Source organism: Bradyrhizobium sp. sBnM-33 (assembly GCF_032917945.1).
Taxonomy (GTDB): domain Bacteria; phylum Pseudomonadota; class Alphaproteobacteria; order Rhizobiales; family Xanthobacteraceae; genus Bradyrhizobium.
Genome location: NZ_CP136624.1, coordinates 9,051,166 through 9,065,592, shown reverse-complemented (window position 1 = coordinate 9,065,592; position 14,427 = coordinate 9,051,166). Strand labels below are relative to the sequence as shown.

14 protein-coding genes are annotated in these 14,427 nt (G+C 63.4%); 9 read left to right on the top strand and 5 right to left on the bottom strand.

From position 1 onward, the window contains the following. Window positions 1–2 precede the first annotated feature (2 nt). Complete coding sequence (gene mutS, locus RX328_RS42685) at window positions 3–2,735, bottom strand: DNA mismatch repair protein MutS (protein ID WP_213253439.1); 2,733 nt, start codon at window positions 2,733–2,735, stop codon at window positions 3–5. A 317-nt stretch (window positions 2,736–3,052) separates the two neighbouring features. On the opposite strand from mutS, the gene pcaF reads away from it, so the two are divergent. The 7 genes from pcaF (at window position 3,053) to RX328_RS42650 (ending at window position 8,541) form a co-directional block, all read left to right on the top strand. Continuing rightward, complete coding sequence (pcaF, locus tag RX328_RS42680; RefSeq protein WP_213253438.1) at window positions 3,053–4,261, top strand: 3-oxoadipyl-CoA thiolase; 1,209 nt, start codon at window positions 3,053–3,055, stop codon at window positions 4,259–4,261. A gap of 134 nt (window positions 4,262–4,395) precedes the next feature. Then, window positions 4,396–5,097 carry a protocatechuate 3,4-dioxygenase subunit beta gene (pcaH, locus tag RX328_RS42675; protein ID WP_213253437.1) on the top strand — a complete coding sequence of 234 codons (702 nt, stop codon included), beginning with the start codon at window positions 4,396–4,398 and terminating at the stop codon, window positions 5,095–5,097. Further along, window positions 5,097–5,702, top strand: coding sequence for a protocatechuate 3,4-dioxygenase subunit alpha (gene pcaG / locus RX328_RS42670; protein WP_213253436.1), 606 nt, complete (start codon window positions 5,097–5,099; stop codon window positions 5,700–5,702). The genes pcaH and pcaG overlap by 1 nt, the downstream gene beginning before the upstream one ends. Window positions 5,703–5,760: 58 nt before the next feature. Continuing rightward, on the top strand, window positions 5,761–6,663 hold the full coding sequence (locus tag RX328_RS42665; RefSeq protein WP_213253435.1) for a shikimate dehydrogenase: 903 nt from the start codon (window positions 5,761–5,763) through the stop codon (window positions 6,661–6,663). Beyond that, window positions 6,660–7,586 carry a DMT family transporter gene (locus RX328_RS42660; protein WP_213253434.1) on the top strand — a complete coding sequence of 309 codons (927 nt, stop codon included), beginning with the start codon at window positions 6,660–6,662 and terminating at the stop codon, window positions 7,584–7,586. Before RX328_RS42665 ends, RX328_RS42660 begins: the two co-directional genes overlap by 4 nt. Window positions 7,587–7,726: 140 nt before the next feature. Then, window positions 7,727–8,050, top strand: a complete 324-nt coding sequence (locus RX328_RS42655; protein WP_213253433.1) for an ArsR/SmtB family transcription factor — start codon at window positions 7,727–7,729, stop codon at window positions 8,048–8,050. A gap of 11 nt (window positions 8,051–8,061) precedes the next feature. Further along, on the top strand, window positions 8,062–8,541 hold the full coding sequence (locus RX328_RS42650; RefSeq protein ID WP_213253432.1) for an SRPBCC domain-containing protein: 480 nt from the start codon (window positions 8,062–8,064) through the stop codon (window positions 8,539–8,541). A 21-nt stretch (window positions 8,542–8,562) separates the two neighbouring features. Here RX328_RS42650 and RX328_RS42645 read toward each other — a convergent pair whose 3' ends face one another. The 3 genes from RX328_RS42645 to RX328_RS42635 are packed head-to-tail and all read right to left on the bottom strand — an operon-like array spanning window position 8,563 to window position 11,768. Further along, window positions 8,563–10,122, bottom strand: a complete 1,560-nt coding sequence (locus tag RX328_RS42645) for an MDR family MFS transporter (protein ID WP_213253431.1) — start codon at window positions 10,120–10,122, stop codon at window positions 8,563–8,565. 4 nt (window positions 10,123–10,126) lie between these two features. Continuing rightward, window positions 10,127–11,296: an HlyD family secretion protein gene (locus RX328_RS42640; RefSeq protein WP_213253430.1), complete on the bottom strand. Its 1,170-nt coding sequence runs from the start codon at window positions 11,294–11,296 to the stop codon at window positions 10,127–10,129. Next, a complete protein-coding gene (locus RX328_RS42635; protein WP_213253429.1) occupies window positions 11,289–11,768 on the bottom strand; it encodes a MarR family winged helix-turn-helix transcriptional regulator in 480 nt (159 codons plus the stop codon). The genes RX328_RS42640 and RX328_RS42635 overlap by 8 nt, the downstream gene beginning before the upstream one ends. Before the next feature lie 151 nt (window positions 11,769–11,919). Between RX328_RS42635 and RX328_RS42630 the strand changes: the two genes are divergently transcribed. Further along, window positions 11,920–12,405: a Fur family transcriptional regulator gene (locus RX328_RS42630; protein WP_213253428.1), complete on the top strand. Its 486-nt coding sequence runs from the start codon at window positions 11,920–11,922 to the stop codon at window positions 12,403–12,405. A gap of 34 nt (window positions 12,406–12,439) precedes the next feature. After that, entirely contained in the window at window positions 12,440–13,378 is a 939-nt protein-coding gene (locus RX328_RS42625) for a DMT family transporter (protein WP_213253427.1), read from the top strand. Window positions 13,379–13,499: 121 nt separating this feature from the next. Here the strand turns inward: RX328_RS42625 and RX328_RS42620 are convergent, their stop codons facing one another. Beyond that, window positions 13,500–14,375, bottom strand: a complete 876-nt coding sequence (locus tag RX328_RS42620) for a sulfurtransferase (RefSeq protein WP_213253426.1) — start codon at window positions 14,373–14,375, stop codon at window positions 13,500–13,502. Window positions 14,376–14,427 lie beyond the last annotated feature (52 nt).

Below are 14,427 nucleotides of genomic sequence, written 5' to 3'. Positions count from 1 at the left end.
ATTTACTTCGGCAGCTTCGCCTTCAGCGCATACAACGCCTCCAGCGCCTCGCGCGGCGACATCTCGTCGGGGTGCAGCGCCCTCACGGCTTCCATCAATTGCTCGGCCTCGCTCGGGGCTTCGGCTTCGGCGGCGGCGCGGGAGGGGACGGCGAACAGCGGCAAATCGTTGGCCAGTGCCCGCGCGGTCTGGCCGCGGTCCTGCGCCTCGAGTTTTGCGAGCACCGACTTGGCCCGCGCAATCACGGCCGGCGGCAGGCCGGCGAGCTTCGCGACCTGAATGCCGTAGGACCGATCGGCCGAGCCGGGGAGCACCTCGTGCAGGAACACGACGTCGCCCTGCCACTCCTTGACGCGCACCGTGGCATTGAACATCCGCGGCAGTTTGGCCGAAAGCGCGGTCAGCTCATGATAATGCGTCGCGAACAGCGCGCGGCAGCGATTGGCTTCATGCAGGTGCTCGATCGCGGCCCAGGCGATCGAGAGACCGTCGAAGGTCGCGGTGCCGCGGCCGATCTCGTCGAGGATGACCAGCGATCGTTCGCTCGCCTGATTGAGGATGACCGCGGTCTCGACCATCTCGACCATGAAGGTCGATCGTCCCCGCGCGAGATCGTCGGCCGCGCCGACGCGTGAGAACAATCTATCGACGACGCCGATCCGGGCGCGTGACGCCGGCACATAGGAGCCGATCTGCGCCATCAGCGCGATCAAGGCGTTCTGCCGCAGGAACGTTGACTTACCAGCCATGTTCGGGCCGGTGATCAGCCAGATCTGGCCGGATTTTTGCGCAGGCCCGGGCGAGAGATCGCAGGCATTGGCAATGAACGGCTGGCCGTCGCGCTTCAGCGCCTGTTCGACCACGGGGTGCCGGCCGCCCTCGACGGCGAAACCGAGCGAGTTATCGACCTCGGGCCGAACATAATTATCGTCGACCGCGAGCTTCGCCAGCGCGGTCGCGACGTCAAGCATCGCAAACGCATGCGCCGCGGCGCGCAGATCGTCGCTGGCGGCCAGCGCCATCGCGGAGAGCCGCTCGAAGATTTCGAGCTCGAGGTTGAGCGCGCGGTCGCCGGCGTTGGCGATCTTGGCCTCGATCTCGCCGAGTTCGGAAGTGGTGAAGCGAACCTGCCCCGCCAGCGTCTGGCGATGGATGAAGGTCGCATTCAGCGGAGGCGCCATCAGTCTGTCGCCGTGCTGCGCCGTCACCTCGACGAAATAACCGAGCACGTTGTTGTGACGAATCTTCAGTGCCTTGATGCCGGTGTCCTCGGCATAGCGCGCCTGCATCGCGGCGACGACGAGGCGGGAGGCGTCGCGTAAGTTTCGGCTCTCGTCGAGCGCGGGCTCATAGCCCTCGCGGATGAAGCCGCCGTCGCGCTTGATCAGCGGCAATTGCTCGGCGAGCGCGCGTTCGAATTCACGCGCGAGATCGCGCGACGGGCGGCGCAGCGCCTCCATCACGGCTGCAATTTCAGATGGCGGCGCTTCGAGCTGTGTGAGCCGCGCCAGCGCTTGGTCCGCGGCGAGGATACCGTCGCGCAAGCCTGCAAGGTCGCGCGGGCCGCCGCGTCCGACCGACAGCCGCGCCAGCGCACGCGACATATCGGGTGCGGCGCGCAGCACGTTGCGGATGTCATCACGTGCAGCGCTGTCGCTGACAAAGGCGGCAATTGCATCAAGCCGCCGTGCGATCGCGGCGCTGTCAGTAAGTGGCGCGGCGAGCCGTTGCGCCAGTAGCCGGGAGCCTGCGGCGGTCACGGTGCAGTCAATTGCATCCAGCAGCGATCCGCGCCGTTCGCCCGCGAGCGTGCGGGTCAATTCGAGATTGGCGCGGGTGGCAGGATCGATCGCCATCGTCGTGCCCGCGGCCTCGCGTGACGGCGGCGACAGCGGCGGGCGCTTACCGACCTGGGTGCGGTCAATATAAGTGACGGCGGCGGCCGCCGCGGTCGCCTCCAGCCGCGACATCGCGGAAAGGCCGTCCATGGTTGCGACCGCGAAATAGTCGCACAGCCGCCGCTCGGCGGTGGCGCCGTCGAAGACGTCGCGGGTTAGCGGCGTCACTGAGGGCAGTTCGCGCAGCAGCGGGCCCAAATCAGGATCGCCATAGAGCGCATCGGTAACGATCGCTTCGTTCGGATTGATCCGCGCCAGCGTCGCCGCGAGTTCCGCGGTCGAGCATTCCGTGACTGTGAATTCGGAGGTCGAGATATCGATCCAAGCAAGCCCGATGCGGTCGCCGCCAGAGGAGGCGCGGGCGCGCGCGATCGCCAAAAGATAATTGTTGGTGCGGGCATCGAGCAGCGTGTCTTCGGTCAACGTGCCCGGCGTCACCAGCCGCACCACGCCGCGGGCTACCACGCTCTTGTTGCCACGAGCGCGTGCCGCCGCGGGATTCTCGGTCTGCTCGCAGACGGCAACGCGATGTCCGGCATTGATCAGGCGATGCAGATAATCTTCGGAGCGCTCCACCGGCACGCCGCACATCGGGATATCCATGCCTTGATGCTTACCGCGCTTGGTCAGCACGATCCCGAGCGCCTTGGAGGCGATCTCGGCGTCCTCGAAGAACAGCTCGTAGAAATCGCCCATCCGGTAGAACAGGAGCAGTCCAGGATGGGCGGCCTTGATTTCAAGGTACTGTTCCATCATCGGCGTGACACGCGAAGGCGCATCGGTAGCCGGCGTGGCCTCAGGCGGAACGGGGGAGGGGATGGACTGCTGGATCGTCATCAGAGCGTTTTCAAGTGAAGTGGGTACCGGTTCGCGTGAAGAAAACGCGTCAAACGAGAAGCTGGAGCCGGCCGAGGCTCCAGGGGCGGCAAGCTACAAAATTTCGCCGCCCGATCCTATTCCCATACCTGCGTTGTCAGAGTTTTCCACGCCCCGAGGCCGATCAACTGGTTGCATCCCATGAGAGCGCATGACGGCCCCTCCGCGAAAGCGCCGCGGGGCAGCCATGCCTCAATTGACCTGCCGCGGGCGCGCTCCTAAAACTCGCCATCAATTCTGGGTCAACGCCTAAGGCACGGCATTCAGGGAGAGATTCTATGCGTGATGTATTCATTTGCGATGCCGTCCGGACCCCGATCGGCCGTTTCGGCGGCTCGCTCGCCAAGGTGCGTGCCGACGATCTGGCCGCAGCCCCGATCAAGGCGCTGATGGCGAAGCATCCCAACCTCGACTGGACCCAGGTGGATGAGGTGTTTTTCGGTTGCGCCAACCAGGCCGGCGAGGACAACCGCAACGTGGCGCGCATGGCGCTGCTGCTGGCGGGCATGCCGGAATCGGTTCCGGGCCAGACGCTCAATCGCCTGTGTGCGTCGGGCCTTGATGCGGTCGGCGCCGCGGGGCGGGCGATTCGATCAGGCGAAATCGATTTTGCGATTGCCGGCGGTGTGGAATCAATGACGCGGGCGCCGTTCGTGATGGGCAAGGCACCTGAAGCGTTTGCGCGCTCAGCCGAGATTTACGACACCACCATCGGCTGGCGCTTCATCAATCCCGTGTTGAAGGCGCAGTATGGCGTCGATGCGATGCCGGAGACCGGCGAGAACGTCGCCGAGGAATTCCAGGTGTCGCGCGCCGACCAGGATGCGATGGCAATCCGCTCGCAGCAGCGCGCGGGGGCGGCGATCGCCTCGGGCTATTTCGCCGAGGAAATCACGCCGATCCAGGTGCCCGGTGGCAAGGCCGGCCCGATCACCGTCGACAAGGATGAGCATCCGCGTCCCGAAACCACGCTCGAAGGATTGGCAAAACTGAAGCCGATCGTGCGCAATCCCGGCACGGTGACGGCGGGCAATGCCTCTGGCGTCAATGACGGCGCGGCGGCGATGATCCTCGCCTCCGAAGCCGCGGTAAAGAAGCACGGGCTGACGCCGCGGGCGCGCATCCTCGGCCTCGCATCAGCCGCCGTGCCGCCGCGCATCATGGGCATCGGCCCGGTGCCGGCAACGAAGAAGCTGATGGAGCGGCTCGGCATCAAGATCTCTGACTTCGATTTGATCGAGCTCAATGAAGCCTTCGCTTCCCAGGGCATAGCCTGCTTGCGGCAACTGGGCGTCAAGGACGATGCCGAGTTAGTCAACCCGCATGGCGGCGCGATCGCGCTCGGCCATCCGCTCGGCATGAGCGGCGCGCGGCTAGCGCTGACGGCGGTGCACGGTATGGAGAAGCGAGGCGGGAAGCTTGCCTTGGCAACCATGTGCGTCGGCGTCGGCCAAGGCGTTGCGGTCGCGATCGAGAAGGTCAATTAAGACAATGATTTGGGAGGGCGAAAAATCGCTCTTTCCCAAATTAGTTATGTCATATAATGATCCGCGATGCGGCTCAGCGACAAAATTGCAAAGCAATTTTACGCTGGGAGTGCGATGCGAGGGAGGAGTTCGTCATGACATTGGTCTATCCAGTGCAAAGTCTCGCGGCCCATCCGCCGCGGCTGTCTCCCGCCTACAAGAGCACGGTCAAGCGCTCGCCGTCCAAGCCGCTGATCCCGATGCGGCATACGCTGTCGGAATTGACCGGACCGGTCTATGGCCACGAGACGGTGCGCGAGAACGATCACGACCTCACGGTTCACGGCAAGGGCGAGCCGATCGGCGAGCGCATCATCGTGCATGGCCATGTGCTCGATGAAGACGGTCGCGGCGTGCCGAACACGCTGGTCGAACTGTGGCAGGCCAATTCCTGCGGCCGCTATGTCCACGTCGTCGACCAGCATCCCGCGCCGCTCGATCCGAATTTCACCGGCGCCGGCCGCGCGCAAACGGACGCGCAGGGCTATTACCGCTTCATCACCATCAAGCCCGGCGCCTATCCCTGGGGCAATCACCACAATGCTTGGCGGCCCGCCCACATCCATTTCTCGGTATTCGGGCACTCCTTCGTCTCTCGCCTGGTGACGCAAATGTATTTCCCGGGCGATCCGCTGTTCCCGTTCGATCCGATCTTCAATTCGGTCACCGACGAGAAGGCGCGCAACCGGATGATCTCGTCATTCGATCTGGAGAACACCAAGCCGGATTGGGCGCTGTGCTACCGCTTCAACATTGTGCTGCGCGGGCGCAACGCCACGCCGATGGAGAACAAATAGTGCCACAGACCAAGCCGGACGGCATCACCCCGTCGCAGACCGTCGGTCCGTACTTCGCCTATGGCCTGACGCCGAACGGCAAATACGACTGGAACGACGCGTTCAACAACAATCTGGTGACGCCGGACACCTCAGGCGAACGCATTCGCGTCGAGGGAACGGTATTCGACGGCGACGGCGTGCCGCTGCCGGATTGCATGCTGGAGATCTGGCAGGCGGACGCGCAGGGCAGGTTCAGTGACCCGCAGGACAAGCGCGCGCCGCCGAATTCGTCGTTCAAAGGGTTCGGCCGCATCGGCACCGATGCCAAAGGCGGCTACGCGTTTGACACCATCAAGCCGGGCATCGTGCCCGATCCCGACGGCAAGCCGCAGGCGCCGCATATCCTGCTTGCGGTGTTCGCACGCGGCATGCTCCTGCATAACTACACGCGAATTTATTTCGACGGTGAGGCCGCCAATGCCGCCGATCCGGTGCTGGCGCTGGTGCCGGCCGAGCGCCGCTCCACGCTGATCGCGACGCGCCAGCCGGGCAGCGGCAATGCGAGCTATCGTTTCGACGTACATCTGCAGGGCGACAACGAGACGGTGTTCTTCGACGTCTGATCGGCGTTGGCGCGGAAGCTTGCGCCGATGTCTTCAATTGCCGCAGGACATGGCGCTGATGGTTCAATCCCCGACCCGCGAAAAATTTCTGACCGGGTTGATCGGTGCGCCGATCGCGCAGTCCGCGGCGCCGGCAATGCATGAGCAGGCCGGCGACGCGTTGGGCGTTCGCTGCCACTATCAATTGATTGAGGTCGCGGGCGCCGATGCAGCCGGCTTGCGCGCGTTGCTCGACGGTGTAAGACGCCTTGGCTTTGCCGGCGTGAACGTCACGTTTCCATACAAAGAAGCCGTGGTTCCATTGCTCGATGAAATGTCGGCGCGGGCGCGTGACATCGGCGCGGTGAATACCGTTGTCGTGCGCGATGGACGGCTGATCGGACATAACACAGACACCACGGGCTTCGAGCGGGCTATCGCCGATCTGGTCGCTGCTTCCAATCGCGGAGCGGTCGCGCTGATCGGCGCCGGCGGCGTCGGCAAGGCGATCGCATTCGCGCTCGCGAGTCTCGGCGTGGTCGGAATCAGCATTTTCGATGCCGATCGCGCCAAGGCCGAACGGTTGGCGACGCAATTGCGCGACCGTCTGGAAGCGCGGGTTGCCGATGACATCGCGGACGCGCTGCAAGCCGTCGCTGGCGTGGTCAACGCAACGCCTATCGGCATGCTGCCGGACTGCGGCATGGCCGTGCCGGAAGCGCTGTTGAATCGCGGTTTGTGGGTGGCCGATGCGGTCTATACGCCGCTATGGACGCCGCTCCTGACTGCAGCAAAGGCAAGAGGCGCGAGGCTCATGACTGGGCGCGAACTTGCCATCTATCAGGCCGCGGACGCGTTTGAATTGTTTACCGGATTGAAGCCGCCGGCCGACGTAATCCAGAATGCGTTCGACGCCGTGATGGCAAGCAGATACGGCGTGAAGAATGTCGCCTCGGTTTCGCAGATAATGGATCCGGCATGAGCGAACCATCCGAGGAAGCCGCCAACAGGACGCGCGAAGTGTTGGGCCTGCTCGGCTTTCTGCTGGTTGCGACCGCCCAGGTCTCCAACATGATCCTGGCGCGTGGTGTTGCCGGAACCGTGCCGCCGTTCTCGATCGCCTTCTTCCGCTGGAGCATCGTCGCGCTCGGCCTCTTGCCGGCCATTGTGATGGCATTGCGGGAGAAGCCCGGCCTGTTGCAGGGGCAGACGCTCGGCATCGTGGCGGCTGGCTTTCTCGGCATGTTCGTATGCGGCGGCCCAGTCTATGTCGCTGGCGTTACGACGTCGGCAATCAACCTGGCGCTGATCATGGCGCTGTCGCCGCTTGCGGTCCTGTTGTTCTCTTTCGTATCGGGCCAGGAATCGATCCATCGAAATCAGATTATCGGCATGCTGCTGTCGCTGGTGGGCGCGGCGCTGATCATTACCAAGGGACAGGCCACCATTGGCGCCGGCGTGGTGACCGGCGATCTCCTCGCACTGATGGCGATGCTGGGCTGGGCGGGCTACACCCTGCTGCAGAACCGTGTCGGCAGCGGTGTGAGCTTTCTGGCGCGGATCGGTCTGTTCGCCGCAGCGGGCGCGCTGTTCTCGCTGCCGTTCGCCATCCATGAAATGTGGTCGGCGCCTGCCGCTGCGTTCAGCGGGCGGGCGGCGCTGGTCTATCTCTTCGCAGGACTGGTCCCCGGTCTTTTTGCCTATTCGGCCTATGCTTATCTCGGCGCGAAATTCGGCGCGGTGTCGACGTCGCTGAGCCTTTATCTCGGACCGATTGTGAGCGCGGTGCTGTCGATCCTGTTTCTTGGGGAGGCGCCGACCATGATCCATCTGATCGGCGGCGCGCTGTCGCTCGGTGGCATGTGGTTGAGCCTGCAGGCCAAGCAGGGCGGGTCATCGCCCTAACGCGACATCGGCTTAGTCAATACTAAGGCATCTTCCGAGCTCGATGCGCGGCATGGCCGCCTTCGGCGTCGTCGCCTCGGCTTGACAATAATCGATCGGTTATATAACATATCATTTATATAACTGATCCGAGATGGACGATGTCAAACCTCGACGCCGCCTTTTCCGCGCTGGCGGACCCAACACGCCGGGCGATCCTTGCCCGCCTCGCGTTGGGCGAGGCCACCGTCATGGAGTTGGCCGAGCCGTTCGAGATGACGCAGCCCGCAATATCCCGACATCTCAAGGTGCTCGAGGGCGCAGGTCTCATTCTCCGCCGGGTCGAAGGCACGAAGCGGCCGTGCCGGCTGGCGCCGACGGCCATTGCCGAGATCGACCAATGGCTCGGGATGCTGCGCCAGACCCTGAGCGCGAGTTACAACCGGTTGGACGATGTGCTGGCCGAAATGAAAACCCAGGAGTGAAAGGTAATCCCATGAGTAAGTTGACGCTGAAGACCGAAGGCGACACCCACGTCGTGGTTACCAGGCGCTTTGCCGCCACGCCGGAGGCGGTGTTTCGCGCGCACACCGAACCCGCGCTGATCCAGAAATGGCTGCTTGGTCCGGAAGGCTGGACGATGCCGGTCTGCATCAACGAGGCGCGCCCGGGCGGCAAGATTCGCTACGAATGGAGCGACGGCAAAGGTGGTGGCTTCTACCTGACCGGTGAATTTATCGAGGTGGTGCCGTTCAGCCGGCTCGTACACGTCGAACGGATGCATCTGCCCGACCCGACACCGGACAATCATGTCGAAACAAATTTTTCACCCGACGGCACCGGCACATTAATGACCATGCGGATGACGCTGCCCGATGCTCAGACGCGCGCTACGATGCTGGCGACCGGCATGGAAGATGGTATGGAGGCGAGCTACGCGCGGCTTGACGCACTTTCGATACCGACGCGGCCGTAACGAAAACCGCGAGCCGGCGGCCTACTCCATCACCGCATGATCCGGCGCGATCGACTGCTTGCGCAGCGTCGCCTTGGTCGAGCCGATCATGATGGCGAGCGGGATGGCGCAGGCGGTGAAGATCATCACGAGCTGATAGTCATACGAAAACGCGATGATCTGCGCCTGCACCTTGACCATCATGTCGGCCATGGCGCGGCCCTTGTCAGTGGCGAGATCGATCATGTCGCGCACGCCCGGCATCTGCAGGGCGTGATTGAACGGGTTGATGTGCTCCGACAGCACCGCGTAGGTGTAGCGCGTGCCTTGCGTCAGTTGCGAAATCACGAGCGAGATCCCGATCGAGCTGGCGACATTGCGCATCAAGGTCAGCATCGAGGTGCCGTCGGTGCGCAGATGATTGGGCAGCGTCAAAAACGCCACGGTGGAGAGCGGCACGAACACCAATCCGAAGCCAAAGCCCTGCACCACGCTGATGATCACAATCTCGGTGGCGCCGGTCTGGTCGGTCCAGCCGGTCATGTAGAACAGCGACAGGCAGGTGATGCCGAGGCCTGAGACGATCAGCGTTCGTGCCTCGATATGGTTCATCATGCGGCCGACCAGCATCATCGCCACGAACGTGCCGCAGCCGCGGCTCGCCAGCAGAAGCCCGGCGGTGATGATGGGATAGCCGATCACGTTCTGCAGGAACGGCGAGGAAAGGGCCATAGTGGAAAACAGCACCAGCCCCATCACGGCCATGAACACGCAGCCGGCGACGAAATTCTTGTCTTTGAACAGCGCGAACTGGATGAACGGATGTTGCGTCGTTAGCGAATGCGCCAGGAAATAATAGAAGCCGATGCCGGCGATGATGAACTCGGCTATGATCTCGTTGGATTCCAGCCAGCCGAGCTGCTCGCCGCGGTCGAGCGCGAGCTGCAGCGCACCGATGGCGACCGCCAGCGCTGTGAAGCCGAACCAGTCGAAGCGCAGCTCGATGTCCTTCTTGGTTTCGTCCATGAAGATGGCGAGGCCCAGCACGGTGACAATGCCGAACGGCAGGTTGACGAAGAACACCCAGTGCCAGGAATAGGTTTCGGTCAGCCAGGCGCCGAGCGACGGGCCCATGATCGGGCCCATCATCACGCCCATACCCCAGATCGCCATTGCTTTGGCGCGTTCGTGCAGCGCATAGGAATCGAGCATTACGGCCTGCGACAGCGGCACCAGCGCCGCGCCGAACACGCCTTGCAGCAGACGAAACACCACCATCTGGCCGATGTCCTGCGCCAATCCGCACATCACGGAAGCAATGGTGAAGCCGGCCGAGCAGATGATGAAGATGCGCTTGCTGCCGAAGCGGTTGGCGATCCACCCGACCGGCGCGGTCATGATCGCGGCGGCAACGATATAGGACGTCAGCACCCAGTTGATCTGGTCCTGCGACGCCGACAGCGTTCCTTGCATGTAGGGCAGCGCGACGTTGGCGATCGTCGTGTCCAGCGCCTGCATGATGGTCGCCGTCATGGCGCAGATCGTCACCATGTTCCGGCGCAGGCCGGGAACGGATGCCGATGGCTGGCCCGGTGTCGCCATCGCGCTAATCGTGGTCCTGGTTCGCCGTCGCTGGCGACAGGCCGAGCAGGGCTGACAGCGAGCGGCGATGGTTGGTGTCGATGGTGGCGTAGACGCTCATGCCGGCCTTCAGCTTGCGGACGAATTTGTCGTTCTTATCGAAATAGATCCGCACCGGAACGCGCTGCACCACCTTGACGAAATTGCCCGACGCGTTCTGCGGCGGCAAGATCGCGAATTGCGCACCCGTGCCGGGCGAGAGCGAGCCGACCGTGCCCTTGAACGGGTGGTTGGGAAAGGCATCGACCTCCAGTGTGACCGACTGGCCGACCGCGACATAGGTGAAATCGGATTCCTTCGGATTGGCGTCGACCCACGGATTCGCGGTGTCGATGATGCTGAACACCGGCGTGCCGGCGGTGACAAAGCGGCCGAGCTGGATCTGCTCGACCTGCGTCGCAATGCCGGCCATCGGCGCGCGCATCACGCTGTGGTCGAGATTGCGCTGGGCCTGGTCGAGCGCGGCCTTGGCCTGGGCATAGGGCGGAAATTCCTCGAGCGGCAGATCGGGATTGCCGAGCAGTTGGGCTTTGGCGGTCGCGATCTTCTGCTGCAGCAACTGATACTGCGCGCTCGCGGTGACGAGGGCGGTCGACGCGTTATCGAGATCGAGCTGCGAGCCGAAATTGTTCTTCACCAGCGCCGACTTGCGCTCCACGTCACGCCGCTTCAGGTCCATGCCCTGCTGCGACAGCTCGCTCATCTGGCTGTAGATCTTGAGATCGGCGATCAGATTGTCATAGGTGACCTTGGCCTGCGCGAGGTTGGCCTTGGCCTGCGCCACGGCTAGGCGAAAGGGGACGGGATCGATTTCGAACAACACGTCGCCTGGATTGACCTGCTGGCCTTCCTTCACCACGACCTTCTCGATCTTGCCTGATATGTCGGGCGTGATCAGAACCTTCTGCGCGCCGACATAGGCGTCGTCGGTGGTCACGTAGCGGCCGCCGTTGAGATAGAACGTCACGCCGGTGACCAGCGCAGCCAGCGGCAACACCACCAACAACAGGAAGCGGCGGTAGCGCCGCATGCCGGCCATCAGCCGGCGGCGCGGCTCGGCCGCGAGTTTCGGCCGTGACGGCGTCGCGGGAGCGCCCTTCTGCTCGGGCGGGAATTTGAGCACGGGATCAGCCATAGCGCTGCTCCTTTCGCGGAGGCTCGTTCGCCGGATTCTGGATCGCGCTGCGAACGTTCTCCTTGATCAGGTCGAGTTGGTCGAGCAGGCGGTGGGCATCGGTGGGATTGATGCCCTCGAGCGCGGTCGCCGTCAGTTCGGAGCGAAGCCCGGCGAGCTTGCCGAGCAGCGGCCGCGCGGCCTTGCGCAGATACAGGCGATTGACGCGGCGGTCATTCTCGTCGCCGCGCCGTTCGATCCAGCCATTGTCGCAGAGCTTGTCGATCAGCCGCGTCAGCGTGATCGGCTGCATCTCCATCTGTTCGGCAAGTTCAGACTGCTTGAGCCCCTCGGCGCGCTCGACCTTGGCCAGTACCGCCCATTGCGCGCGGGTGATGCCGTAGCGCGCCGCCTGCCGGTCGGCATAGGCGCGCACCATCCGTTGCACCTCGCCAAGCGTAAACAGGAAATTCATGTCCACGGAACCGCGCATAGCCAGCCTCCATAAGCTTGCGATATGATAAGCTTGCTTATGAATTCCGCACGCCGAGTTAATAATGGCCTGATCCGCTTCCAGCACATGGCTGGGAACCAAAGCGTGCGCGGGCTTTAGGATTGGCCCTCAAACTGGTACAAAGGTGAATATGAGCCTGACAAAGCCAACATTTCCTGCGCCCGACCACGATCACGGCCGCTGCACTGCGGAAGCGATCGCGCATGCCGAACAGGTTTGCGCGCGGCGGGCGCAGAAATTTACCCCGATTCGGCGTCAGGTGCTGCAGGCGCTACTGTCGAGCCATCGCCCGCTCGGGGCCTATGAGGTGATCGACGAGCTCGCCAAATCGATGCCGCGGCCAGCGCCGATCACGGTCTACCGCGCGCTCGATTTCCTGATGGAGAACGGCCTCGTCCACCGCATCGAGAGCCGCAATGCGTTCCTTGCCTGCGCGCATGATCATGACGAGACCTCGATGGTGGCGTTTTTGATCTGCGAGCGCTGCGGCTCGGTCGGTGAAATTCCCGCAGCCCCCGTGGCGCAAAGCCTCAATGCGGCGGCGCGCGCATCCGGATTCGCGCCAAAGCTCTCCGTCGTCGAGATCGCCGGCACCTGCGCCCATTGCCAGAAATAACGAGAACACGGCGCCAGGCCGGCCACGAGGGCTAATGTCGTCCAAGCCAGTAGAATCTTCCGCCGGGCGTGCGCTCACGCCGGGTGCCATCGCCTTGATGCTGATGCTCTGCCTGAGCTGGGGGTTCAACCAGATCGCAGTCAAGCTCGCGCTGCCCGATATTCCGCCGATGCTGCAGGCATTGATCCGCTCCGCCGGCGCCTTGCCGGTCATGCTGTTCGCCGGGTGGCTGCGCGGCGTAAAATTCTTCGAGCGCGACGGCTCGCTCGTCCCCGGGCTGCTGGCCGGCATGTTGTTCGGGGTAGAGTTCGTGCTGATCTTCAGCGGACTGGTGTTCACATCGGCGTCGCGCGCCGCCGTGTTCCTGTACACCGCGCCGTTCTTCGTCGCGCTCGGCTCCTACCAGTTTCTTGGCGAGCGCCTGAGCATGATGCAATGGGGTGGGCTGGGCCTGAGCTTTGCCGGTGTCGCGCTGGCAATCGGCGTGCCGCAGGCAAATGTCGATGCAAAAGTGTTGCTCGGCGACCTGCTGGTGGTCGGCGGCGGCGCGCTATGGGGCGCGACCACGCTGATCGCCAAGGGCACGAAACTTCGTAACGCGGCTCCGGAAAAAGCCCTTGGCTATCAGGTGGCCGTATCGATTCCGATCCTGGGCTGTGCATCCCTGCTGTTCGGCGAAAAGATCACCCACATGCCGAGCGCGCTGTCGATTTCGCTGTTGGCTTATCAGGCGATCTGGGTGGTGGGCTGCACCTTCGTGCTGTGGTTCGCGCTGGTGAAGACCTATTCAGCCAGCAAACTGTCGTCGTTCACCTTCGTCACGCCGCTGTTCGGCGTCGTCGCCGCCTATTTCATCCTGCACGATACGCTGACGATTGCGTTCGGTGTTGCGGCGCTGCTGGTCATCGCGGGGCTCTATCTCGTGAACAAGCCGGATCCGAAGGTGGTGCCGGATCCGAACGTGCCAGCGTAGTGGCCGCGACACTCGTCATTGCGAGCGAAGCGAAGCAATCCATCGCGCCGCAAGCGGAGACGTGGATTGCTTCGTCGCTGTCGCTCCTCGCAATGACGTGGAAAGAGCGCGGGTCTACGTTCTACCCCGTCTCGATCGGCAGCGACGCATCCTTGGCCCATTCACCCATCGAGCCATCGTAAAGGGTGAGATTGTCGTAACCGAGCTGGTAGAGCAGGAACAGGTCGATCGTCGCCGAAATGCCGCCGCCGCAATAGGCGACCACGCGCTTATCATTGGTGATGCCCTGGGCCTTGAATTTGGCTTCCGCCTCCGCCAGCGGCACGAAGGCCTTGGTCTTGGGATCGAGCAGCGTCGCGGCCGATAGGTTGCAACTGCCGGGTATGCGGCCGGGTCGGCCGTAGCGGCTTGGCTCGAGGCCCTGGTGAAACTGCGGGCCGAGCGCGTTGACGACGACCGTATTGCGCTCCGAGGAGGCCGCGAGCGTCTCGTGTTTGTCGACGAAAAATCCGCCCCTCGGCTTCGCCGTGAAGGTCGCTGGCGAATATCCGCTCGCGGGGCCGGTTTCGAGCGGGCGGCCTTCGAGCTTCCATTTGTCGAGACCGCCGTCGAGCACCGCGACTTTCTCGAAGCCGAGCGATTTGAGCATCCACCAGAACCGCGTCGCCCACATTGGCGTGCCGACGCTGTACAGCACGACCTGGTTTTCATTGGATACGCCGTGACGGCCGAACGCCTGCTCGAGCTGCGCGACATCGGGCATCATGAAGCGCAGCTCGGTATTGGGATCGGAGAACTCGCCCTGCAGATCGAGAAAATCCGCACCGGGAATATGCCCGGCCTCGAACGTGTGCCGTCCGGGTACGGTGAGATAGGGCTGGCTGCTGCCTTCGGGCGCGGGTTCGAGATAGGTGGTGCAGTCGAACAGCCGCAGGTCGCCTTGGCCGAGAATATCTGTGAGTTCCGCAGTAGAGATGAGCTCGTTACGCCCCGACATTGTCGCCCTCCCGTTATTCTGGCCGAATGCTAGGGCTCGCGTCGGACTATGG